Below are 23,400 nucleotides of genomic sequence, written 5' to 3'. Positions count from 1 at the left end.
AATAAAAGTCCATGGACCATGGACCATAGACCATGGTCTTTTTTACTCCAACTCCAATTTCGTTTGTTTCAGGTTTAGGTAAAATGCTTTTTGTTTCTCATCCAATAAAGATTCATCAGCATTAACCTGCTTAACAATTTCAACAAGGGCGTTTATCTTTTGTTCAAGGGTTATAAACTTGTTTACAACTACCACTTTTGTTGATTGCAACAAACATGCCCCTGACTTAAAATTGCCTTTTTCATAACGCACTTTATATTCCAGGTCACGAAGCAAGGTTTCAAGTTTTTCTAATGTATGATTTGTAATGGCTAACATTGAAATTTTCTTTGGGTTAGGATTTAGTCACCCGGAGATACCGTTCTTTAATCAAAAAAGAATCCCAAACGCTAAAATAGCATTTGGGATATAAATTTTATGAATCCTGTTGAATCTTATCGTAAATCGACCACCTCAACACCAGGATATTTCTTTTTGTCGAAAGCAAAAAATGCATCATCAACTTTAGGGTTCAGAACAAATGTTTTCACCTTATAAGTATAACGATTACCGTTTTTATCAAAAATTTTAATCTGCTTTAACTGTTTTTGTTTTTTATCAACAGATAATTCAATTTTCGAGAATTGCTTTGTAACTACAGGTACCAGGTCAATCAATTGAACAGTGGTAGCCCCTTCCTTCTTCTCACCTTTCAACAAATATTTAAAACCTTTTTCATAAATAGTAAAGATCTGCGCTGGGTTCAACCCCTCACCGTTCTTCTCTAAATTATTGATTTGTATTTCTTTTGAATCCTTCAAGTAGGTATAAGAAAGTTTGCCATCACTAAACAATTCCGTTCCACCCAAAATCACTTTATACTTATTCGATTTTTGTTTAATGTATAAAGTTCCATTTTGAGTTTCATTGATTTTTTCTGAAGGGTTTTCGAGCGTATACGAAAAGTCAGTTTTAATAGCGTCAAAAGAACGATACTTGGCACTGACACCTGTCAAAATGTCTTTTGCCTGTTTTTCTGCCGGCGATTGCGCAAAAGCCGCTACCGATACCACCATCGCCAAGGCCGAGATAAAAATTGATTTTTTCATTACAAAAATATACTTGTCAATACTATGGGTTATGACTTAGCAAAAGCCACACCGTTTAAAATCATGTATGTAAATTATTACTTACACATGACTCAATTATCTTTCGAATTTAAGCTATCAAGATATTGCAACAACGAATATTCATCGGGATATAATACTTCACGAGCTTTACTTCCTTCAAATGGCCCCACAATACCTGCTGCCTCCAGCTGATCAATAATTCTACCTGCACGGTTATAACCTAATTTAAGTTTACGCTGAATAAGAGAGGTTGAACCTTGTTGATGAATAACGACCAATTTGGCAGCATCTTCAAATAACGCATCACGGTCGCTCATATCAAAATCCTTCACTGAACCTTCTCCATCCTCACCAACATATTCAGGAAGTTCATATGCACTGGTATAACCACGTTGCGATCCAATATAATCACATACCTTTTCCACTTCTGGGGTATCAAGGAACGCACATTGCAAACGAATAAGATCTGCTCCGGTTGAGAATAACATATCTCCTCTACCGATCAGCTGATCAGCACCTCCTGCATCCAAAATTGTTCTTGAATCGATTTTCGCAGTTACCCTGAATGCTAAACGAGCTGGGAAGTTAGCCTTAATAATACCGGTAATTACGTTTACAGACGGACGTTGAGTAGCAATTACCAGGTGAATACCAATAGCACGGGCCAGCTGAGCTAAACGTGCAATTGGGGTTTCTACCTCCTTGCCTGCAGTCATGATCAAATCGGCAAACTCATCAATTACCAGAACGATATACGGTAAGTACCTGTGTCCATTTTCAGGATTCAGTCTTCTGGAAACAAACTTTTGATTATACTCTTTCAGGTTACGAACACCTGCATCTTTCAATAGTTCGTATCGGTTATCCATCTCAATACATAATGAATTGAGCGTGTAAACTACTTTCTTGGTATCAGTAATAATAGCTTCACCTTCACCCGGAAGTTTGGCCAAAAAGTGTCTTTCGATCTTCTTGTAAAGTGTTAATTCCACTTTTTTAGGATCGACGAATACAAATTTTAATTGAGATGGATGTTTTTTGTATAATAATGAAGCAATTAGTGCATTAATACCAACTGATTTACCCTGACCGGTTGCACCTGCCATTAGTAAGTGCGGCATTTTAGCCAAATCTGCAATAAATACTTCATTCGAAATTGTTTTACCTAGAGCCACAGGCAAATCCATTGTCGAAGCTTGGAATTTCTCCGTTGCCATTACAGAACGCATTGAAACTAATTCCGGATGTTGATTCGGAACCTCAATACCAATGGTTCCTTTACCAGGAATAGGAGCAATAATACGAATACCCAACGCTGCAAGGCTTAATGCAATATCGTCTTCAAGATTCTTGATCTTTGAAATACGAACTCCCGGTGCCGGGATTATTTCATATAATGTAACAGTAGGACCAATAGTAGCTTTGATTTTATCAATCTCAATTCCATAATGCCCCAGCGTGTTTACAATCTTGTTTTTATTCTCCTCTAACTCTTCCTGATCTACATGAATTTTATTAGAACCATGATTATCCAACAAATCAATTATCGGATACTTATAGGTAGCCAAATCCAAGGTTGGATCAAATTCGCCATGCTGACTAACCAGGTCCTCTGCCAGTTTTTCTTCAGGGGTCCGCTCTACACTTAGCTCCAAATCATCCTCTACCGGCTTTTCAGCTATCGGCAACGGTTCTTCTGGTTGTTGAGGTAAAGAAAAATCAATTTCTTCATTTTCCTCTTCCTCAACCACTACCTGAGTTTTTTCGTTCTGCGGCTTATTATCAAGCTCCATTGTACGTACTTCAGGAGTTAGTTCCTCTTCCAAATAAGCAAGGTTAGGCTTAATAGGTCCTGTTGTATGTGAGTATTCCCTGCGTGGAGTAAAATCAATCTTATCTTCGTCTTGCATATCCTCAAACCTGTTCTTGCGAGGGCCTGTTTCTTCAAGTTCAGGAACAAACAATGGCTTTTTCTTAGGAGAAAAATCAGGGTTAAATGCAATAATGACAAAAACCAATGCTGCAAATACTAATAATCCCAAAATACCTGTCTTGCCAAGCGTTGCCGCTAGCCATTGATTCGTTTGATATCCGAATACACCTTCCAGGAAATGAGGAATTGGGCTAAAAAATCCATTTAAATAACCTGCTAATACCGATATGAATACTAAAAAGAAAAATGAATAAGCTAAAGCCTTTATCACCGGTAATACAGCCACTTTGAATAAAAGTCTGTATCCCAAAACAAAGAATACGAATACAAAAATAAAGGATGCAACCCCAAACCATTGATAGATAAACTGGTGTGCAATCATTGCTCCCCATAATCCCATCCAGTTTTCAACAGGTGCTTCCTGTGGAGAAAAAATCTTACCCCATGTCATATTCATCACCACACTCTGATCTTCTCCCCATGTTAGCACATAAGAGGTAAAAGCTACCAAAAAGTAGATGGACATGATCAATAAAAACAGACCTGTAATCTTAACAACCTTAGGATCTATTTCGGGTAAGCTAAAAAAAGGTTTCTTTTCCTCCTGTTGTTTAGGTGGATATTTTATTTTGCCCTTCTGACTAATTTTCTCAGCTTGAGGCTCTTGGTTTTCGTTTCTAAAACGGTTGGTACGTTCTTGCATCAGACAAATATAACTCTCAAAGATAGTGAGCAACCCAAAAGTAGCAAATAGATTTAGTAAAATATGGAGAATAAATGAACGAAAAAAGGCAGATCGCTATTGAATAAAAACAAATCATAGCACCAATTGACTGCTACTGACCAGCTTATTTTTGAAATAAACTAAACCTGAGCTTGATTGAAAATTCATTTTCATAAGTTCTGGTCTTTAAAAGTGGTTGAATAAACTCGGCCGAAAGAACAATAGCCGATGTTAAAAAATATCCAGCTTCAATATCTAAAGGAAAATCAAAAATATCGTTCTTAAAATCATAAGTATAAGTGGGATAATAACCTATATACCAATTATTCCCCCAATAATCGATATTCGGAGCGATACCTAAAATACTGATATCAGGCCTGCTTCCATCTCCTAAATATGAAAATCGATAATCCACCGCAAACACAATTGAGCCTTTTAATCCTGGAAAGAAATAAGCAAATCCTGCTCCAGGATCAGCTTGAAATTTACCGGATCCCAATGACTCTTGTGTGGCTGTTGGAAAATAAAACCTGACATGGTAACCATAAAAGAAGTTCTCAGACCTTCCAAGTAATTGGGTAAACCTAAAATCTACGTCCTGCAAACCAAAATCAATGTTACCATCATCGGTTGCATTGGTTCTTCCAAAAGGTAAATCCAATTTTAAATGCAGATTTCCTTTTGAAGTGGCTAAAAAACGTATGTAATAAGATTCTGAGAAAAGGTCATTTTTCAAATTTAAGCGATCATACCTCGGACTGATGTAGGCAAACTTTCTTAATGGATATGGGAATATTTCTACTATCCTACCATTATCCTGCTGAGCAAAACATAAAAATCCATTAATTATTAGGAAAGACAGCACTAGCGCAGATCGATAATTGAGCATTGTTTTCCAAAAATAATGTCAAAGGATTTTTGCAATGTTTAATTAATATAAAGAAAAAATATTGAACCTCATTCATACAAACACCTCATTAACAATATTTTTTCAATAAAAACTATCTTCTATTTTGAATTATTAGTTCAATTCATAAAAATTAATTTACTTTGTGTCATAATAACGCAAACAAAACAATGAAAGCCTTTCACTCTTATCAAAATCCATCACTGGCAATCGACCTTGTTGTATTTGGTTATCATGAAAATACTTTATCTGTTTTGCTGTTGAACAGAAATGAAGAGCCATTTAAGAACCAATGGACGCTGCCCGGAGGATTTTTGCAAATGGAGGAAACCTTTAGAAACACATGTTCGCGTGTACTAAAAACGAAATTGGGAATTGATGATTTGTTTTTGGAGCAGCTCTATTCATTTGATGAAGGGACCCTCGCGGGCGGGTTATCTCTGTGGCTTATTATGCATTAATCAACCCTCAAAAGTTTAAAGTGGTTGCCGGAACAATGGCTAACGATGTAAAATGGTTTAATGTAAAGGAAATACCACTATTAGGTTTCGATCACATTCAGATCTTTGAACAAGCCTTAGATCGTCTTAAATCAAAGATTAGTTACCACCCGGTTGGTTTTGAATTATTGGATGAACTTTTCACAATGACTGAATTGCATGAATTGTTTGAATGTATTCTTGATACTCCAATGGACCGAAGGAATTTCAGAAGAAAGATACTCGATTCGGGGTATTTAATTAATACCGGTAAGAAAAGAGAAGGTGCAAAAAACAGACATCCGGATTTATATCAATTCGCGGGGTCTAATTCATATTAAATCTGTGATATCAATAATAAACTAAAACCATGAATTATAATAACACCTGGCTTGTAGAGAAATTCAAGTCAAAAGAAAAAATTAAATACTTGTTCTTTTGGGGACATCACCCTTCAAAAAATGGAAGTATAACTCAATCGTGTTTCAGCCAATGGTGGCATTCCTCTTTTGAGGTTGATGGAGTTAAATACAAAACTGCCGAACATTGGATGATGGCTGAAAAAGCTCGTTTATTCGATGACGATATCGCAATTGAGAAAATATTAAAAACCAACACTCCTGCTGAAGCCAAGAAAATGGGACGATTGGTAAAAAACTTCAATGCAGTAATTTGGGATCAACATAAATTTGAAATTGTTGTAAATGGAAATCTTCATAAGTTTTCTCAGCATGATGCGATGAAAACTTTTTTGATAAATACTAAAGAACGTGTTTTAGTTGAAGCTAGTCCTGTAGATAATATTTGGGGAATCGGTATGGCTGCAGATCATGAACATATCGAAAATCCGTTGAAATGGAGAGGAGAAAATCTACTTGGTTATGCATTAATGGAAGTAAGAGATAAACTTAAATAGTATGAAAATTGAAGTTATTAAAGCGGACATCACAACTATAGCAGTTGATGCCGTTGTAAATGCTGCTAATTCTTCATTACTGGGCGGAGGCGGCGTTGATGGGGCTATTCATCGCAAAGGAGGCAGCTCAATCTTAGAGGAATGTATTAAAATCCGTGAACGACAAGGCGGTTGCTCTACTGGCGAAGCTGTAATTACAACAGCGGGGAATTTACCTGCAAAACATGTGATACATACTGTCGGTCCGATATGGAACGGGGGTAACAACAACGAAGACTTGCTATTAAGCAATTGCTATACAAATTCATTAAGGTTAGCGATTGACAACAGTTGTAAAACTGTTGCTTTTCCAAATATTAGTACCGGGGTCTATCATTTTCCAAAGAATAAAGCAGCTCAAATAGCGGTTGATACCATTCAGCATTTTAAGCAACAGGAATTATTGGATAAAGTAATTTTTGTCTGCTTTGATGATGAGAACTATGAATTATATAAGAAACTATTAATAAAATGAATGAAAAACAAATTAAGGGAATAAGCAAATTTTTAAGCTATGTTCTTCGACATAATCCTCAAGAGATCAATCTTTCTCTTGATGCTAACGGCTGGGCATCCGTTAATGAACTGATTGAAAAAGCTAGAATAAAGAACATTGAAATCACAATAGATGAGTTAGAAGTGATCGTATCGCAAAATGATAAACAACGTTTCACTTTTAACGATGAACATACTAAAATTAGGGCAAGCCAAGGCCATTCGATCAACATTGAGCTTGATTTAAAAACGACAGAACCTCCTGAATATTTATACCATGGCACTGTTACTAAGTTTATCAACGCTATTAAATCAGAAGGTCTAAAGAAGATGAGTCGCCAGCATGTTCACTTAAGCATGGACCGAACAACTGCGGAAAAAGTCGGAAGTCGCATAGGCATTCCAGTTATACTATCAATCAGAAGTGGGGCAATGCATCGTGATGGGTTCCCGTTCTTCATTTCTGATAATGGAGTTTGGTTAACTGATAGTGTTCCCAACTTGTATATTGAGTTTTAAGTAAAAATGCACCGAAATTATATCAAAGATGCCTTATTAGGCTTAGCTGTTGGTGATGCATTAGGCGTTCCGGTTGAATTTATGACACGGGAAGAAATAAGGACGAATCCGGTTACAACAATGCAAGCATTTGGCACTCATAATCAACCTGCAGGAACTTGGTCTGACGATAGTTCACTAACCTTTTGTTTAGCCGAAATGCTTTGTAAGGGGTATGATTTAGATGAATTGGCTCTTTATATGATTAGATGGAAAGAAAGTGCTTTTTGGACAGCTCATAACCATGTATTTGATATAGGAATAGCCACTTCCCAAGCTATCAATTTGTTAAAAAAGGGAATTTCTCCTTTATTGTCTGGCGGCAATAGCGAGCAAAGCAATGGGAATGGATCTTTAATGAGAATACTTCCACTATTGTTCTATGTTAAAGAAAAACCAATTCAAGAAAGGTTTAAATGTGTTCAAGAAATATCTTCATTAACTCATCGACATATTATTTCGGCAGTCGCATGCTTTATTTATCTCGAATATGCACTAAAACTTTTGAATGGCGTCGATAAACTTCTGGCTCTAACTCAGGCTGGACTTGATGTAAAAAACTTTTTAATAATGCATGATTTAATTTCCATTGAAGAGTTTGATAGATTTAAAAGAATACTGCCAAATGAAACTGGCATTGTAACTATCAACGATCTCGACGAAACTGAAATTCATTCATCAGGTTATGTTTTACATTCTCTGGAAGCAAGTATTTGGAGTGTGCTTTCAACTAACAATTACAACGATGCTGTATTAAAAGCGGTTAACTTAGGTAGTGATACAGATACAACAGGTGCCATCACTGGAGGATTGGCTGGGTTATTATACGGTTGGCAGGAAATTCCTCCGGAATGGCTGAATTTACTTGTTAAGCGTACTGACATAGAAAATCTTAGTGAAAAACTTTTTGCCGTTATTTACTAGTTATTTGTCCGAATTCCTCCAATCCGAAACACTGATGCAAGCTTTTCATTTCAAGACTAAGAATTGAACACCTAATTAAAGGACAGTATTAATTAACTTATATATGCCCAGAACATTTGTCATAGGAGATATTCACGGAGCATTGAAAGCTTTGAAACAACTTATAAGCAAAATCAACCCTGTTGTTGGCGACAGGCTTATATTTTTAGGGGATTATGTAGATGGATGGTCTGAATCATCAGGTGTAATTGATTATTTGATTAAACTTGATGAATCTTTTGAATGCATGTTTATTAAAGGCAACCACGACGCTTGGTGTGAATCCTGGTTAAACGGCAATGTGCCCAATCAAACCTGGTTTTTTAATGGAGGTGACTCAACGATTGAAAGTTATATCACTTTTCCGGTTGAAGAAAAAGAAAGGCATCTGAAGTTCTTTCGCAGAATGTTAAATTACTTTATAGATGAGCAAAACAGACTATTTATTCACGCTGGCTTTTCTTCTATGCACGGACCAGAGAAGGAACAATATTCAAGCAATTTTTCCTGGGATCGCACCTTATGGGAAATGGCTCTGACAATGGATAAACGTATTACCAAAGATTCTAAACTGTATCCCAAACGATTACTGTTGTTCAACGAAATTTACATAGGCCATACTCCAACTTTAAACTATGATGTAGGCGTACCTATGCAGGCTTGTAATGTTTGGAATATCGATACTGGCGCAGCTTTTCTTGGAAAACTGTCCGCTGTGAACATTGATTCTAAGGAGGTTTTTCAGAGTGACATTGTACAAACGCTCTATCCGAATGAAAACGGCCGAAATAGGTAAACCATGTAAGGCATTTTACACGTCTTATGATTTCTGAACCATATAAGGCATATAAGAAACAGATAAGTTTTTTTCTTAAATAATCTTATATCTCTTATATGGCTGATTATTTATGAACCATATAAGGCATATAAGAAACAGATAAGCTTTTTCTTAAATGATCTTATATATCTTATATGGTTGATTATTTATGAACCATGTAAGGCATATAAGAAACAGATAAGCTTTTTCTTAAATGATCTTATATCTCTTATATGGCTGATTATTTCTGAACCATATAAGGCATATAAGAAACAGAGAAGTTTTTTTCTTAAATGATCTTATATGTCTTATATGGTTGATTATTTCTGAACCATATAAGGCATATAAGAAACAGAGAAGTTTTTTTCTTAAATGATCTTATATCTCTTATATGGTTGATTATTTCTGAACCATATAAGACCATATAAGGAACAGATAAGTTTTTTCTTAAATGATCTTATATGTCTTATATGGTTGATTATTTCTGAACCATATAAGGCATATAAGAAACAGATAAGCTTTTTCTTAAATGATCTTATATGTCTTATATGGCTGATTATTTCTGAACCATGTAAGGCATATAAGAAACAGAGAAGTTTTTTTCTTAAATGATCTTATATGTCTTATATGGTTGATTATTTCTGAACCATATAAGGCATATAAGAAACAGAGAAGTTTTTTTCTTAAATGATCTTATATGTCTTATATGGTTGATTATTTCTGAACCATATAAGACCATATAAGGAACAGATAAGTTTTTTCTTAAATGATCTTATATATCTTATATGGTTTATTAAGAAAGGACCTCATAGAATTCATTTACATAGGTTTTCTGTCCCGCGTTGAAAACATTAACACAATTAAAATTGATCAAAAGTCCCATGGGAGCCTTTAACAGTTTCATATAAGACAGTAACTGAGCTTGATGAATTGGAAGGACTTCATCAACAGCTTTTAACTCTACAACCAAACAATTCTCAATAAACAAGTCACATTTAAGCTGTGTATTAATCTCAATGTCTTTATATCTAACCGGAATTGACATTTCCGGATAAAAATCAACACCCCTTAATTGCAACTCATGCATCAGGCATTTGTGATAAACACTTTCCAGCAAACCAGGACCCAAAGCTTTGTGTACCTCAATAGCAGCTCCATTAACCTTGTAAACAAGGTCCTTCAATTTTAATTTATTCATTATATATAACAGCTAACGATTAGTTAAAAAAAAAGTTCTTAACAATTAGTTAAGCACTTTTTCTGCTAATTCTTTAAAATCAATACCATCAAAATTGCCGGAACTCATTAACAGCAGATTGGCATTTTTCCATTTTTGAGCCAAGAGGTAAGTCTCCAGCTTTTTTGAATCGGTGAATACTTGGATATTATCCGAATTGAACGCTTCTTTCACCTGTTCTTCTGAAATAGGTTCCAATTTTTTATGCTCAATTGTATGATGATTGAAATAAACCAATGCTTCATCTGCAGTAGCCATCGATCCATCATACTCTTTTAGAAAATTCTTATTTAAGCTACTGAACGTATGCAATTCCATTGCTGCGATTAATTTTCGCTCCGGAAACTGAGCCTTCATTGCTGCTGTGGTGGCCTTTAACTTCGAAGGAGAGTGGGCAAAATCTTTATATACTGCAGTTTGATCATTTTTAGCCACCAGCTCCAAACGTTTTGAAGCCCCCTTAAAACTTGCGATTGCTTTATAGAATTCGACATCCGAAACGCCCAATTTATTACAGATTAAACGGGCACCATTCATATTCATCAGGTTATGTTCGCCAAAAACCTCTATTGCAACATCACCGTCCGCAGTTAACAAAGTTGTAACTCCATTCTCTACCTTAAATTTAGGCAAGCCATACCCAACTGTTTCAAAATGAGTATTCGGATAGCTTTGAACTAGTTTTTTTAATTCAGCGTCCAACTCACAATAAGCTAAAAAGCCTTTAGGCTCAATAGTGTCCAAAAAGATTTTGAACTGCTCAACATAGTTCTCAAAAGTTGGAAATACATTAATGTGATCCCAGGCAATACCGCTTAAAATTGCCAAATTGGCTTTATACAAATGAAACTTCGGGCGACGATCGATCGGTGACGACAAGTATTCATCGCCCTCAATAATTATTACCGGAGCATCTTTGGTAATACGAACCATGGTATCAAAACCGGCCAATTGTGCACCAACCAAATAATCACAATCAACATTACATTGATGCAATACATGAAGAATCATTGCAGTAATGGTTGTTTTACCATGACTACCACCAATTACCACACGTGTTTTGTCTTTTGATTGTTCATAAATATATTCAGGATAAGAATAGATTTTAAGTCCCAACTCCTTTGCCTTGATCAACTCAGGGTTATCGGCGCGGGCATGCATACCTAAAATAACAGCATCTAGCTCGGAGTGAATATTCTCCGGATTCCACCCGATACTTTCTGGCAACAATCCGTGTTTTGCTAAACGAGACTTTGAAGGTTCAAAAACCTCATCATCTGATCCGGTAACCTTATATCCCTTTTTATGTAATGCAATGGCCAGATTGTGCATTGCACTTCCGCCAATTGAAATAAAATGTACGTTCATGTAATTGTTGAGCTATTGAGAAAACGAAAATCGGATTATATTCGGTTTGGTACAATCCATTCGTTAAAAATTCTGATAGAAATTATTTATCCAATAATCTTCGATGGTAATTTATTTGTCCGAGGTGATAAGACAAATGTGTTAACAGATGAAAAAGCATAAACTCCGTACTCGTTTTTTCACTAAAAACAATAATCGGATAATCCATTTGCAATTGTTCATCAGCAACTTGATCTAAACCGTTTTCAACAGCCTTAATCGTGCCTTCAATCTTACTAATCAACGCTGTGCGAGGAACATCTTTTAGTGAAAACTCCAGCTCACGATTTCTAATATAACCGCTATTTCCCAATGTAGCACCAATAAAATGATTAAGATTACCCACCAGGTGTAAGCAAAGATTCCCTGCAGAGTTAGCAATATTATCCCGTACCAACCAGATATTTTTCTCTTGCTGATAAGATTCAATTTCTGTTTTTAGTTTTTGAAGATCTCTGACGAAAATTGATTTTACGGTTTGTATCATGGTAATAATTTAAGAATGCGATGTTCCGATAAGTTTATCCAGATGTTTCTCCGGTTTCATTTCCAATGTTATCAACTCACCTTTATAAAAAATACTGCTGATAATCCATGGAATAGGCATCTGATGCCCCTTTTCTTTACTATCAATTTTAATGATTTGAATAGGTGTATTTGTTTTCTTAGCGTATTTCTGAAGCTCCTGACCAATGTAATAGTCAGTAAACGGGCACGTATCAGAATAGTAAGCTGTAATCCCTTCCGTATTTGAACAAGAACCTTTTCTGGCAGTTTCTTTAAATTTAGGGTAATCAGCATTTTGATTGAATCTGATTCCCCATAACTTAAAAAAAGGAGGAGCTTCATCGATAATCTCAAAGCCCATGTGTTTAAAGAATGTCGGATCACTCATGAAGCCTCTCTTCTTATCACCTGTAATAGCAATAACCCCGTCCATAGCAACAGCATCTTTAAAACACTGCTCCAACAATTGCTTACCGTACCCTTGACCTTTAAACTGCCCTGATACCCAAAAACAATTGATCACCATAAAATTTTGTCCATCAAATGGCAACCACGACTCTTCAATTGGAATGTATTCAATAAACACCTTTCCCCTTACATCAACCTTTTGAAAACGATACCCCTTTTCAAATTGTGTTTTCAGCCATTCCTTTTTTAATTCGTAGCCTTTAGCACATTTCTTATCGCTAATTGCACAGCAGATATGCTCGTTGCAAATATTTTCTTCAGTCAGATTAATTAATTGGGACATAATCAAAAGTTTATCCAACCGGCAATCTTATTTGCAACTACTTTACAAATTTTGCTGCAACCCAATTATTACGGGTATAATGACTGATATATTTCAAATCATATTTAGCAGCTTCTTCCTGAATGATTGCCAGATCGGGAGTCTCATAAAAGCCACTCATAATCAGCTCTCCTTCATCAGCCAGCATAGCAGCATAATGCGACATATGATTTAATAAGATATTACGATTGATGTTAGCCAAAATTAGATCGAAACCAGTATCATTTACCTGATCGATATCACCTAACCCTGTTTTCATGTTGTCAACCTCGTTTAGTTGGGCATTTTCAATACTACTGCTCACACAGATAGGATCAATATCTACTGCAAGTAAATCCTCAGCACCCAGTTTTGAAGCCAGAATAGCCAAAATACCCGATCCACATCCCATATCAAGCACTTTTTTGCCTTCTACTTCTGTCTGTAACAAGAACTCCGACATTAAATAGGTCGTTTCATGATGACCGGTACCGAAAGCCATTTTAGGGTCGATAACAATCTCCATAGGAAACTCAGCACGCGCAGGATGAAAAGTTGCACGGATGTACAGCTTGTCGGCAACGATTACAGGTTCAAAATTATTTTCCCACACTTCATTCCAGTTTTTATGTGGAATAAGGTTGGTTTCGTAAGAAAAATTGAACTGATCTTTATAATCCGATAACTGTTCGCTAACCAGATGCTCATTAAACTGTTCAGCCTGGATGTAGGCTTTAAAACCTGATTCGGTATCTTCAAAAGTGTCGAAACCAATTTCTGATAAACTGGCGATAAGTAGATCTTTTACAAACCCTTCAGGGTCAACTACGGTAAATACTAATTCGTAATAATTCATGAAACACAGAGCGCATTTAAATAAAAAAATCACTGATCCACAGCATTAAACATGAAATGAATCAGTGATACAAGAAACAAAAAAGAACTAAGAATTAAAAGTTTTGATAATATCTGTAAAATCGCGTGATTTCAAAGAGGCACCGCCGATTAATCCACCATCAATATCCTTTTGTGAAAATAAAGATGCTGCATTTGAAGGATTACAGCTTCCACCATATAAAATACTTACTTCATTTGCAGTTTCTTCGTCGTAACCTTCTACAATTAACTGACGGATAAATGCATGAATTTCCTGAGCCTGCTCAGGAGTTGCAGTTAATCCTGTTCCAATAGCCCAAACTGGTTCATAAGCAATAACTACTGTTTTTACTACACTTTTAATTAAGTGAAATAAACCTTCTTGAAGTTGGTTTTTAATAAGATCCAAGTGGATATTTTTCTCACGCTCCTGCAAAGTTTCACCAATACAGAAGATCGGAATTAACTCATGTTTCAAAGCTAAATCTACTTTTTTAGCTAGCAACGCATTCGTTTCAGCAAAGTACTGACGACGTTCAGAGTGGCCGATAATAACATATTCAGCTCCGATAGATTTCAACATTTTTGCAGAAACTTCTCCGGTATAAGCACCCGACTCTTCCCAACAACAGTTCTGACCAGATAATTTGATTTTATCGTGAATATCAGACCCATTTTTCCACTGATCTAGCGCATAAATATTAGTAAACGGGGCTGAAACAATAATTTCTGCGTCATTACTTACTTCATCTTTAACCATATTGGCTACTTCAGAAAATAATTTCAACGATTCCTGTAAATCGTTATTCATCTTCCAGTTTCCTGCAACGATTTTCTTTCTCATTTGTATTTAAAATAGTTTGTGTGTTTTCGTGTTAACTTATTCCGAAGAGGAATCTTTTTTATCAGCTATATATCAGCAAATTAAGACTAATCAATAGCCTTTTCTACTTATTGAATAAACGTATTCAAGTATACGCTTTTCTTCGTCATTAAACTCAGTTTTTTTCGTTTTCATCATTTCTAAAGCGGTTTTCCAAAACTTTTCCAACTGAAAAACAGAGTAAACTTCGTTCTGATGCCATGTAAAATCGGGAACAAATTTAGGAGGAAAACCTGTTGTTGCAATACTACATCCCACCCCAATTACCGAACCGGTATTTAACATTGTATTTATTGATGTTTTGGAATGGTCGCCCATAATAACACCATATTTTTGCAGTTGAGTATCACGAAAATCAGCATCCGCATAATTCCAAACTTTAACAGATCCGAAATTATTTTTTAGGTTAGAATTATTAGTATCTGCCCCTAAATTACACCACTCTCCTATTACAGAATCTCCTAAGTAACCTTCGTGCCCTTTATTTGAGTTGCCAATTATTACACAATTCTTTACCTCGCCTCCAACAACCGAATTGGGCCCCAAGGTAGTTGCTCCATAGATCTTTGCGCCCATTTTAACAACCGCCCCGTCACAGGCAGCAAAAGGTCCTCTGATAAGTGCACCTTCCATTATTTCTGCATTTTTCCCAATGTAAACCGGACCTGTTTGCGTATTAATGGTAGCCAAATTAACGTTTGCACCTTCTTCAATAAACAAACTATCTCCTAACACCCGCGTTCCTTCCGGAACAGCAGCTGAAATTCGCCCCTTAGTTATCAGGGTAAAATCATCAATCAGCGCTTGTTTATTAAACAGAAAAATATGCTCAGGGTAATTAATAGACAATGACGTTAACTGTATTTCGGCGGCGCTATTTAAATAAAGAGTATGGTTGAAGTCAGATGATGTTTCTGCAAGACAAACAGCAATCAGCTTACCACCTGCTTTAATTGCTTCATTCGGTTTAAGCTTATTAATCTGCTCTGTTATAGCTTCATCAGGTAAAAAGGAAGCATTTATAAATACATTCTCTGAGCTAAGAACTATCGGGTATTTTTCTTGTAAATGGACTTCTGTTTTATACGAAACGGTAGTTTTTAAATAAAGCTCCCATTTTTGGCGGATGGTTAATATCCCAAGCCGAATTTCAGATACCGGACGGGTGAATGTCAAAGGCCGTAAGCGATGATGAGTATCATCGTCGAACAATATGTAGTTTCGCATTCTTTGTCTAGTCCTGGAATAATGATACAGGATTAAAGGTAAATAAAAGTACAATTTTAGCTAGCAGCAAATTCAAGTTTGCTGCTAGTTTTTGTTTTATAGGTTCTCATTTTAATTTCATTTTGCTGGTGCATCTGATTAGGCGTATGCATAAAATTGGAATAATGCGGACGTTGATTGTTATAAATATCAATAGACTCTTTTACAATAGTTTTCATTGTCTTTAAGTCCAGATAATGAGTATCAATCCTAAATTCCTGTTTTAATATACCGTTTACCCGTTCAGCAACAGCATTCTCATACGGGTCGGAATGCTGGGTCATGCTGCATTTTATCTTATTACTGATCAATTCATGTTGATAGTCCTGGGCACAGTATTGAAGCCCTCGGTCTGAATGATGGATCAAGGGTGCTGTTTTATACACTCGTTGTTTAATAGCCATTTTCAATGCTTGTAAACTGCTTTCCGCATTCAGGTTGTCGGCTACATAATAACCCATTATTTTCTTTGAATAAGCATCGGTAACCAAGCTCAGGTAACAAGGCTTATCTCGTTTGCCAATGTAAGTAATGTCTGACACCCATACCTGCTCGGGTCGATGAATTTCCATCTCTGCAATAAGATTGGAATGCTTCCTGAACCGATGATGCGAATTGGTAGTAACCAGATAGCTCCGCTTAGGAGGCACTAGTAAATGGTTAGCCCTAAGGATGTCAAAAAGCTTGTCTCGCCCTATTTTTAGCGCTTTTAGGTCTTCCTTCAATAAACAGTACAACTTCTTTCCGCCCAGCCTGGGCATGTGCATTAGTTTGCTCCTTACCAGATTCATCACTTTCATTGCCTTATGTTGTTTGATGGCCTTTCTTTTGAGTTTACGGTAATAAACCTGTCTGTCTATCCCGAACAAATGACAGGAAAACACTAAGGTTTCTTGGTTTTGTTCTTTAAATCGATCGATTGTTCGGGTGGTAAGTTTTTTCGGATGTCGATTTTATATTCCTGTTCAGCAAGATCGATCATCATATCGAAAATGATCACTTTCTTGTCAGCTACATAGGCTTGACGCTCCAGGGTGGCTTTCTGTTTCTCCAGCAGTTTTACCTTGGCCTCAAGTTCCAGAATCTTTTGCTCCGGGGTTTTAGGCATATTCGAAGGTGTTTGATTTTCCCAGTCCAAGTTACCATATTTTCGTAACCAATTCACTATGGTGGAACGGGCCTGGATTCCATACTTACGCTGGGCCCCTGTGGTGGATAACTCTCCTTGTTCTACTTCCTGTACGACTTGAAGCTTAAACGACATACTGTAATCTCGTTGACTTCGTTTCTCATAATGCTTGGTTTCCATAACGATTCTTTTTTTGTGTATCGCTATTTCAGGACGGGACACTTCAAAAATAAAAAAAGTCCACCAATACTATTAGTGGACTTTTTTATATCATGTAAACCGGAACTATTTTTTAGCGTAACGGTTTTTGAATTTATCGATACGACCTGCAGTATCTACTAACTTCATCTTACCAGTATAGAACGGGTGAGATTTGTCAGAGATCTCTAATTTTACTAATGGATATTCATTTCCATCTTCCCAAACGATGGTATCTCTAGTATCAACAGTTGATTTAGTAAGGAATGCGTAATCGCACGACATATCCTTGAACACTACTAATCTATAATTTTTTGGGTGGATATCAGCTTTCATTTTCGCACTTAATTTTTAAATGAGGTGCAAATATAGAACTTTGCAATATGATGTGCAAATTATATTTACTTTTCTTAATAGTGTCCATAGTCGATAGACCATAGTCCATAGTATATTACTTAAGTTTTTATTTATACAGTAATTCAGACGTCAAGCTATGGACTATGGACCACGGACTAAAAAATCATCTCTTCATATGCACATGTTCAATTCCATCCTCCAGGTAAATTTCACCAAACTCCTTAAAGCCGAAGCTTTGGTAGAACTTTAACAGATAATATTGAGCTCCTATGGTCAGGTTTTTATAACCTAAGTTTTCGGCTTCTTCAATTGACTTTTCCATCAATTCTTTTCCGATTCCATGTCTTCTAAATTCTCTGCTAGTTACCACACGACCAATTGAGGCAGTATCAAAAATAACTCCAGGGGGTACAATCCGTGTATACGCTGCCAATTTACCATCAGCCCAACCCATTAAATGCCAGCATTGCGGGTCTTTGCCATCACAATCTAAAAACGGGCAGTTTTGTTCAACAATAAATACATCTTCACGCAATTGAATAACTGCATACAGCTCATTTACATTCAGCTCCTCAAACGATTTTAATTTCCAGATCAACGTGGGTAAAATTTAGATTTAAGTTACAGTTCTACTATGAGAACAGCAACTTCTATTATAGTTATATAGAACTAAACGGCAGGGCGGCGAGTTTTATTTTGGATTAATTAGTAAATACTTTGACATAATTCAACCAACACACCATTCGTTGATTTTGGGTGCAGAAAACAAATCAATTTATTGTCAGCTCCTTTTTTAGGATGATCGGCAATAAACTGAAATCCTTCATTTTTAAGTCTTTCAATTTCGTTCTCAATATTTTCCACTTCAAAAGCAATGTGATGAATGCCTTCTCCCCGTTTTTCAATAAACTTTGCGATGGGACTATCCTCACTTTCCGCCAACAATAACTCAATTTTACTCTCTCCTATCTCAAAAAACTCAGTAGTAACCTTTTCTGAGGCAACTGATTCTGTTTTATAGCTCGGTGTTCCTAAAAGTTGTTCAAATAACTTAGTGGAAGACTGAAGGTCTTTAACGGCAACTCCTATGTGGTCAATTCGTAGCATTGATTTATTGATATTATGGTAAAATAAAGATTTAAGTTGAGGTTGAACTTTGTAATTCGAAATTCTGTGAATGCAGCAAAACTATTGCTGACTAATGATGTTATAAGTTTGATTCTATTTTTCCACCTTATAAACATCATAAAAAATGTAAGGCAAAAGTAAAAATCAAACAAAGAAAACGTGATTAAAAACACAAATCAAAAATATTTGTGTTATTTTTGCATTGCTTTATTTAGACAATTTACAAATTATGTTGAAGTTACCTATTTACCTTGACAACAATGCAACTACGCCGATGGACCCTCGCGTATTGGAAGCAATGTTGCCATACTTTACTGATAAATTTGGCAACGCAGCCAGCCGTAATCACCCTTTTGGTTGGGTAGCTGAAGAAGCTGTTGAATATGCTCGTGAACAAGTAGCCAAAATTATTGGTGCCAATGAGAAAGAAATCATCTTTACTTCTGGCGCAACTGAATCTAATAACCTGGCTCTTAAAGGCGTGTTTGAAATGTATCAGCAAAAAGGTAATCATATAATTACTGTTGTTACTGAACACAAATGCGTACTTGACGCAGCTCATCATATTGAAAAAATGGGTGGAAAAGTAACTTTTCTACCTGTTAAAGAAGATGGATTGGTTGATTTAGACTTGTTAGAAAAGTCGATCACTGATAAAACCATCTTAATTTCGATCATGTATGCTAATAATGAGATCGGAGTTATTCAACCTGTGAAAGAAATCTCTGCAATTGCGCACAAACACGGAGTACTATTCCATACTGATGCAACTCAAGCAGTTGGAAAGATCCCGGTTGATGTTATCGCTGACGGTATCGATTTATTATCATTCACCGGACATAAACTTTACGGTCCTAAAGGTTGTGGTGCTTTATATGTACGTCGTAAAAACCCTCGTGTTAAAGTTACAGCTCAAATTGATGGTGGCGGACACGAACGTGGCATGCGCTCAGGTACATTAAACGTTCCAGGTATTGTAGGTTTTGGCAAAGCTTGTGAAATTGCACTGGCTGAAATGGAATCTGAAGCTAAGCGTTTAGGTGCTTTACGTGATAAATTAGAGAAAGCCGTTACTGAAATGGAAGAAACCTATGTAAACGGTAATGTAGATCACCGTTTATCTCATGTTGCCAACATTTCATTTAAATATGTTGAAGGAGAAGGTTTGATGATGGCTATGAAAGATTTAGCTGTATCATCGGGTTCAGCTTGTACTTCAGCTTCATTAGAGCCTTCATATGTATTGAAGAGCTTAGGATTAAATGATGATCTTGCTCATTCCTCAATCCGTTTTGGATTAGGTAGATTTACAACTGAAGAAGAAGTTGATTATGCTATTGAAGTAACTAAAAAAGCAGTTACTCATTTACGTGAATTAAGTCCGCTGTGGGAAATGTTTAAAGAAGGCATTGACCTTAACAGCATTGAATGGGCTGAACATTAAAATAGTATTGAGTGTTATGATATAAGTAATAAGTTTGAATTGCTTAATAAAGCTAACTCCTATTAATTACTTAAAACTTACCATTCAGGCTTAGAACTTAAAAAATTACTTTAGACTTAAAATTTTAGAAAATATGGCTTACTCAGAAAAAGTTATCGATCATTACACTCACCCACGTAACGTAGGTACTCTCGATAAAGCTAAACAAAATGTAGGTACAGGTTTAGTTGGTGCCCCGGAATGTGGCGACGTGATGCGCCTTCAAATTGAAGTGGATGAAAACAACCTGATCACAGATGCAAAATTCAAAACTTTTGGTTGTGGTTCGGCTATCGCTTCTTCATCTTTAGCAACTGAATGGTTGAAAGGTAAAACGATCGACCAAGCGCTTGAAATTGACAACATGGATATTGTTGAAGAGTTGGCTTTACCTCCGGTTAAAATCCACTGTTCGGTATTGGCTGAGGATGCAATTAAATCGGCAATTAATGATTACCGTGTTAAAAACGGTATGGAGCCAATTGCTTTAGAAAAATCGCACCATTAATAGTTTAGATGTGAGATGTGAGATTTCAGGTGTAGGATACAAATCTTAAAGTCTCCTTCTCAAATCTCATATCTCAAATCTCATATCTGAATAAATATGATTACTATAACAGATAAAGCAAAATCAAAAATTGATTCATTAATGAGTGAAGCTCATCTTGATGCTAGTTACTTTTTAAGAGTAGGTGTTCAAGGTGGAGGCTGCTCTGGCTTATCATACAATTTGGATTTTGACAATGAAGTTAAAACAGGTGACCAAATGTTTGAAGATAAAGGTCTGAGAATCGCCCTTGACATGAAGAGTTTTCTTTATTTGGCGGGAACAGAACTTGATTTTAGCGACGGTTTAAACGGCAAAGGGTTCAATTTCGTTAACCCTAATGCAAGCCGCACTTGTGGTTGTGGAGAAAGTTTTTCTGTTTAACCTTCTGATTTTAAATAAATAATAAGGGCTTCTGATGTAAATCAGAAGCCCTTATTATTTGCATGTACTTCTCCATTCCGTTGTTGTTTTCTTCGCTCCTTCCAAATTTTCTCTTTACGATCTGTTCAGAAAATAATTTGGCAAAACCGCTAATCCATACAATAAATGGGGCTCTTTGTTTTTATAGTTGAGATTTTTTTTTGCACCTTTGAAGGCTTGTTTCTAAAAATCAATACTGATTAAAAGTCTAATCAGCTATTGATTAAAGCTTTATCTGATATTTACGACACAATTACAGGACCAATAAATAAAAAAAACTTTTTGCAAAGAGCTTATGGCACAGATCACCGAGAGGACCACCATCCCACAATTATTAAGAAATGTGGTTCAAAACGTTAAATCTCCTCAAACAACCTTTTTATTGGAGAAAAACGGAGATGATTATAAACCCATTACTTTTGGTGAAACATTAGCCAATGCCGACGCTCTTTCAGCCTGGTTTTTAGATAAAGGCATTCAAAAAGGCGATCGCTTAGGTTTCCTTATCGAAAACTGTCCGAAATATGTTTATTATGACCAAGGCCTACAACAAATCGGAGCGGTAAACGTCTCCATATACCCTACCCTTTCGGAAAGTGAAATTGAGTTTATCATCAAGGATGCAGGATTAAAAACGATATTAATTGGTAACCATTTCTTATTACGTAAAATATTAAAGATAGCGGAGAACTGTAATACACTCGAATACCTTATCCCTGCATTTGACGACTATCATAAGATTACTTCACATTTCACTTCTACCAAAAAAATCCTTGCTTTTAGTGAGGTTTTAGAAGAAGGAAAGAGTTTACTTGCTAACTATACAACAAAAATCTTCCAGGCCCGGGAAATGGTGCAACCGGAAGACCTTTCCTCCTTAATATATACATCAGGTACTACAGGCACACCTAAAGGTGCTATGCTCACTCATTATAACTTTGTAAGCAACGTTAAAGCCTGCTTAGAGCAAATTCCTGGAATTGTACCAGAAGATGTATTTCTATCCTTCCTCCCTCTCTCCCATGTTTTTGAGCGTACTGCAACTTACCATGTTTGCTGTACGGTGGGAAGTTCCATTGCTTTTGCACAAAGCTTGGAATTATTGGGAAAAAACATGATGGAAGTTAAACCTACCATTATGAGTGTAGTACCGCGATTATTAGAGCGAATAACTGAAAAAGCGGTTAAAAGCGGAACTTCTGCCGGCGGATTTAAATCAAAGATATTCTTATGGGCATTTGAAGTAGGAAAGGAAGTTCGTCAGAAGAGAGAAGCTGGCAGTTCTGTTGGGTTTCCATTATCTGTAAAAGCTACACTAGCTGAAAAATTAGTTTTTAGCAAGATAAAAGAGAAAACAGGCGGTAATTTAAAATTCATGATTTCTGGAGGAGCTGCTCTTCCTAAAAATGTAGGTGAATTCTTCGGAAACTTAGGCATTAAAATCCTCGAAGGCTACGGGTTAACCGAAACAGCACCTGTTATGGCGGTTACTGAGTTCCACAGACAAGTAATAGGTACGGTAGGTCGTATCATTCCGGGTATAGTTGTAGCCATCCAAAATACTGACACCAAAGAAATTGTTACCAAACAAACTCATGAAAGTTTCGACCCAAATTTTGAATCTGCTGAAGGAGAGATCATTGTGAAAGGACATTGTGTAATGAAAGGTTATTGGAATCAACCTGAAGAAACCAAATTCGTTATCGACAATGAGGGCTGGTTTCATACAGGTGATGTTGGAAAATTCAATAAAGGCAACTTACAGATCACCGATCGTATCAAAAATATTCTGATCAACTCTTACGGCAAGAATATATATCCTACTCAGGTTGAAAATATTTACCTGAAAAGTACGCGTATCGAACAAATCTTCCTTATTGGAGATAAGCGTGATTATTTAACAGCCATTGTTGTTCCTTCTCATGATTCATTACGTGAGTCTTTTGACTTTGATGAAGACTTTTTCAATGAACCTGATCAGTTTATTGAGGATGAACGCATCACTAACTGGGTTAAAGAAGATATTCGCAAACTTTCGAATGAGCTGGCAAAATTTGAGCGTATTAAAAACTTCATTATAAAACGTCATCCTTTCAGCATAGAAAGCGGAGAGCTAACTCCCACACTTAAAGCTAAACGACGTGTAATTGAGAAGAAATATGCAGAAGAAATTGACGAACTATACGATGTGGAAGTAGAGGCGGATTAATCCACCCTCCATTAGCGTTAAAGGCTGACAAAAACAGACGA

General features: G+C 36.2%; 27 protein-coding genes. 11 read left to right on the top strand and 16 right to left on the bottom strand.

Annotated features, from left to right (window positions below; translation table 11 throughout):
* Positions 1 to 42: 42 nt before the first annotated feature.
* The 4 genes from SOLCA_RS03915 to SOLCA_RS03900 all read right to left on the bottom strand — a co-directional run bounded on the left by SOLCA_RS03915 (position 43) and on the right by SOLCA_RS03900 (position 4,655).
* Positions 43 to 318, bottom strand: a complete 276-nt coding sequence (locus SOLCA_RS03915; protein ID WP_014679148.1) for a hypothetical protein — start codon at positions 316 to 318, stop codon at positions 43 to 45.
* 116 nt (positions 319 to 434) lie between these two features.
* Complete coding sequence (locus SOLCA_RS03910; protein WP_014679147.1) at positions 435 to 1,088, bottom strand: LolA family protein; 654 nt, start codon at positions 1,086 to 1,088, stop codon at positions 435 to 437.
* 92 nt (positions 1,089 to 1,180) lie between these two features.
* The gene (locus SOLCA_RS03905) at positions 1,181 to 3,745 is read right to left on the bottom strand and encodes an FtsK/SpoIIIE family DNA translocase (protein ID WP_014679146.1); all 2,565 of its coding nucleotides are present in this window, start codon (positions 3,743 to 3,745) and stop codon (positions 1,181 to 1,183) included.
* A 145-nt stretch (positions 3,746 to 3,890) separates the two neighbouring features.
* Positions 3,891 to 4,655 (bottom strand): hypothetical protein, encoded by a 765-nt coding sequence (locus tag SOLCA_RS03900; protein WP_014679145.1) that lies wholly within the window; start codon positions 4,653 to 4,655, stop codon positions 3,891 to 3,893.
* 188 nt (positions 4,656 to 4,843) lie between these two features.
* Between SOLCA_RS03900 and SOLCA_RS23405 the strand changes: the two genes are divergently transcribed.
* The 7 genes from SOLCA_RS23405 to SOLCA_RS03870 all read left to right on the top strand — a co-directional run bounded on the left by SOLCA_RS23405 (position 4,844) and on the right by SOLCA_RS03870 (position 8,919).
* A complete protein-coding gene (locus SOLCA_RS23405) occupies positions 4,844 to 5,134 on the top strand; it encodes an NUDIX domain-containing protein (protein WP_052308542.1) in 291 nt (96 codons plus the stop codon).
* Positions 5,116 to 5,493, top strand: coding sequence for an NUDIX hydrolase (locus SOLCA_RS23400; RefSeq protein ID WP_052308541.1), 378 nt, complete (start codon positions 5,116 to 5,118; stop codon positions 5,491 to 5,493). The genes SOLCA_RS23405 and SOLCA_RS23400 overlap by 19 nt, the downstream gene beginning before the upstream one ends.
* Before the next feature lie 29 nt (positions 5,494 to 5,522).
* The gene (locus SOLCA_RS03890; protein ID WP_014679144.1) at positions 5,523 to 6,068 is read left to right on the top strand and encodes an NADAR family protein; all 546 of its coding nucleotides are present in this window, start codon (positions 5,523 to 5,525) and stop codon (positions 6,066 to 6,068) included.
* A 1-nt stretch (position 6,069) separates the two neighbouring features.
* A complete protein-coding gene (locus SOLCA_RS03885; RefSeq protein ID WP_014679143.1) occupies positions 6,070 to 6,582 on the top strand; it encodes an O-acetyl-ADP-ribose deacetylase in 513 nt (170 codons plus the stop codon).
* The gene (locus tag SOLCA_RS03880; RefSeq protein ID WP_014679142.1) at positions 6,579 to 7,121 is read left to right on the top strand and encodes an RNA 2'-phosphotransferase; all 543 of its coding nucleotides are present in this window, start codon (positions 6,579 to 6,581) and stop codon (positions 7,119 to 7,121) included. The genes SOLCA_RS03885 and SOLCA_RS03880 overlap by 4 nt, the downstream gene beginning before the upstream one ends.
* A gap of 6 nt (positions 7,122 to 7,127) precedes the next feature.
* Entirely contained in the window at positions 7,128 to 8,084 is a 957-nt protein-coding gene (locus SOLCA_RS03875; RefSeq protein ID WP_014679141.1) for an ADP-ribosylglycohydrolase family protein, read from the top strand.
* A 103-nt stretch (positions 8,085 to 8,187) separates the two neighbouring features.
* On the top strand, positions 8,188 to 8,919 hold the full coding sequence (locus tag SOLCA_RS03870) for a metallophosphoesterase (RefSeq protein ID WP_014679140.1): 732 nt from the start codon (positions 8,188 to 8,190) through the stop codon (positions 8,917 to 8,919).
* Positions 8,920 to 9,733: 814 nt separating this feature from the next.
* On the opposite strand, the gene SOLCA_RS03865 is transcribed toward SOLCA_RS03870, so the two are convergent.
* The 12 genes from SOLCA_RS03865 to mce form a co-directional block, all read right to left on the bottom strand.
* Positions 9,734 to 10,138, bottom strand: coding sequence for a GxxExxY protein (locus SOLCA_RS03865; protein ID WP_014679139.1), 405 nt, complete (start codon positions 10,136 to 10,138; stop codon positions 9,734 to 9,736).
* A 45-nt stretch (positions 10,139 to 10,183) separates the two neighbouring features.
* Positions 10,184 to 11,545, bottom strand: a complete 1,362-nt coding sequence (locus tag SOLCA_RS03860) for a UDP-N-acetylmuramate--L-alanine ligase (RefSeq protein ID WP_014679138.1) — start codon at positions 11,543 to 11,545, stop codon at positions 10,184 to 10,186.
* Between the two features lie 82 nt (positions 11,546 to 11,627).
* On the bottom strand, positions 11,628 to 12,071 hold the full coding sequence (locus SOLCA_RS03855) for a DUF1572 family protein (RefSeq protein WP_014679137.1): 444 nt from the start codon (positions 12,069 to 12,071) through the stop codon (positions 11,628 to 11,630).
* A gap of 9 nt (positions 12,072 to 12,080) precedes the next feature.
* On the bottom strand, positions 12,081 to 12,842 hold the full coding sequence (locus SOLCA_RS03850; protein ID WP_014679136.1) for an N-acetyltransferase: 762 nt from the start codon (positions 12,840 to 12,842) through the stop codon (positions 12,081 to 12,083).
* Positions 12,843 to 12,879: 37 nt separating this feature from the next.
* Positions 12,880 to 13,716 carry a 50S ribosomal protein L11 methyltransferase gene (gene prmA / locus SOLCA_RS03845; RefSeq protein WP_014679135.1) on the bottom strand — a complete coding sequence of 279 codons (837 nt, stop codon included), beginning with the start codon at positions 13,714 to 13,716 and terminating at the stop codon, positions 12,880 to 12,882.
* An 87-nt stretch (positions 13,717 to 13,803) separates the two neighbouring features.
* The gene (gene tpiA, locus SOLCA_RS03840; RefSeq protein WP_014679134.1) at positions 13,804 to 14,580 is read right to left on the bottom strand and encodes a triose-phosphate isomerase; all 777 of its coding nucleotides are present in this window, start codon (positions 14,578 to 14,580) and stop codon (positions 13,804 to 13,806) included.
* 90 nt (positions 14,581 to 14,670) lie between these two features.
* Positions 14,671 to 15,846: a putative sugar nucleotidyl transferase gene (locus SOLCA_RS03835; protein ID WP_014679133.1), complete on the bottom strand. Its 1,176-nt coding sequence runs from the start codon at positions 15,844 to 15,846 to the stop codon at positions 14,671 to 14,673.
* A 56-nt stretch (positions 15,847 to 15,902) separates the two neighbouring features.
* On the bottom strand, positions 15,903 to 16,769 hold the full coding sequence (locus SOLCA_RS03830; protein ID WP_245536749.1) for an IS3 family transposase: 867 nt from the start codon (positions 16,767 to 16,769) through the stop codon (positions 15,903 to 15,905).
* Positions 16,769 to 17,194, bottom strand: coding sequence for a helix-turn-helix domain-containing protein (locus SOLCA_RS23895; protein WP_042479244.1), 426 nt, complete (start codon positions 17,192 to 17,194; stop codon positions 16,769 to 16,771). The genes SOLCA_RS03830 and SOLCA_RS23895 overlap by 1 nt, the downstream gene beginning before the upstream one ends.
* A gap of 105 nt (positions 17,195 to 17,299) precedes the next feature.
* Positions 17,300 to 17,548, bottom strand: a complete 249-nt coding sequence (locus SOLCA_RS03820) for a type B 50S ribosomal protein L31 (RefSeq protein ID WP_014679131.1) — start codon at positions 17,546 to 17,548, stop codon at positions 17,300 to 17,302.
* Between the two features lie 184 nt (positions 17,549 to 17,732).
* Positions 17,733 to 18,167: a GNAT family N-acetyltransferase gene (locus SOLCA_RS03815; protein WP_014679129.1), complete on the bottom strand. Its 435-nt coding sequence runs from the start codon at positions 18,165 to 18,167 to the stop codon at positions 17,733 to 17,735.
* A 107-nt stretch (positions 18,168 to 18,274) separates the two neighbouring features.
* Positions 18,275 to 18,676 (bottom strand): methylmalonyl-CoA epimerase, encoded by a 402-nt coding sequence (gene mce, locus SOLCA_RS03810; RefSeq protein ID WP_014679128.1) that lies wholly within the window; start codon positions 18,674 to 18,676, stop codon positions 18,275 to 18,277.
* Between the two features lie 250 nt (positions 18,677 to 18,926).
* Here mce and SOLCA_RS03805 point away from each other — a divergent pair, with 250 nt between their 5' ends.
* From SOLCA_RS03805 to SOLCA_RS03790, 4 genes are all read left to right on the top strand, one after another.
* On the top strand, positions 18,927 to 20,141 hold the full coding sequence (locus SOLCA_RS03805) for an IscS subfamily cysteine desulfurase (RefSeq protein WP_014679127.1): 1,215 nt from the start codon (positions 18,927 to 18,929) through the stop codon (positions 20,139 to 20,141).
* A gap of 133 nt (positions 20,142 to 20,274) precedes the next feature.
* On the top strand, positions 20,275 to 20,688 hold the full coding sequence (iscU, locus tag SOLCA_RS03800) for a Fe-S cluster assembly scaffold IscU (RefSeq protein WP_014679126.1): 414 nt from the start codon (positions 20,275 to 20,277) through the stop codon (positions 20,686 to 20,688).
* Between the two features lie 96 nt (positions 20,689 to 20,784).
* Entirely contained in the window at positions 20,785 to 21,111 is a 327-nt protein-coding gene (locus SOLCA_RS03795; protein WP_014679125.1) for a HesB/IscA family protein, read from the top strand.
* A 334-nt stretch (positions 21,112 to 21,445) separates the two neighbouring features.
* Positions 21,446 to 23,359 carry an AMP-dependent synthetase/ligase gene (locus SOLCA_RS03790; protein WP_014679124.1) on the top strand — a complete coding sequence of 638 codons (1,914 nt, stop codon included), beginning with the start codon at positions 21,446 to 21,448 and terminating at the stop codon, positions 23,357 to 23,359.
* Positions 23,360 to 23,400 lie beyond the last annotated feature (41 nt).

This window comes from Solitalea canadensis DSM 3403 (assembly GCF_000242635.2).
GTDB classification, from domain to species: domain Bacteria; phylum Bacteroidota; class Bacteroidia; order Sphingobacteriales; family Sphingobacteriaceae; genus Solitalea; species Solitalea canadensis.
The sequence above is the reverse complement of the archived record's forward strand: the minus strand, read 5'-3'. Positions and strand labels throughout refer to the sequence as shown.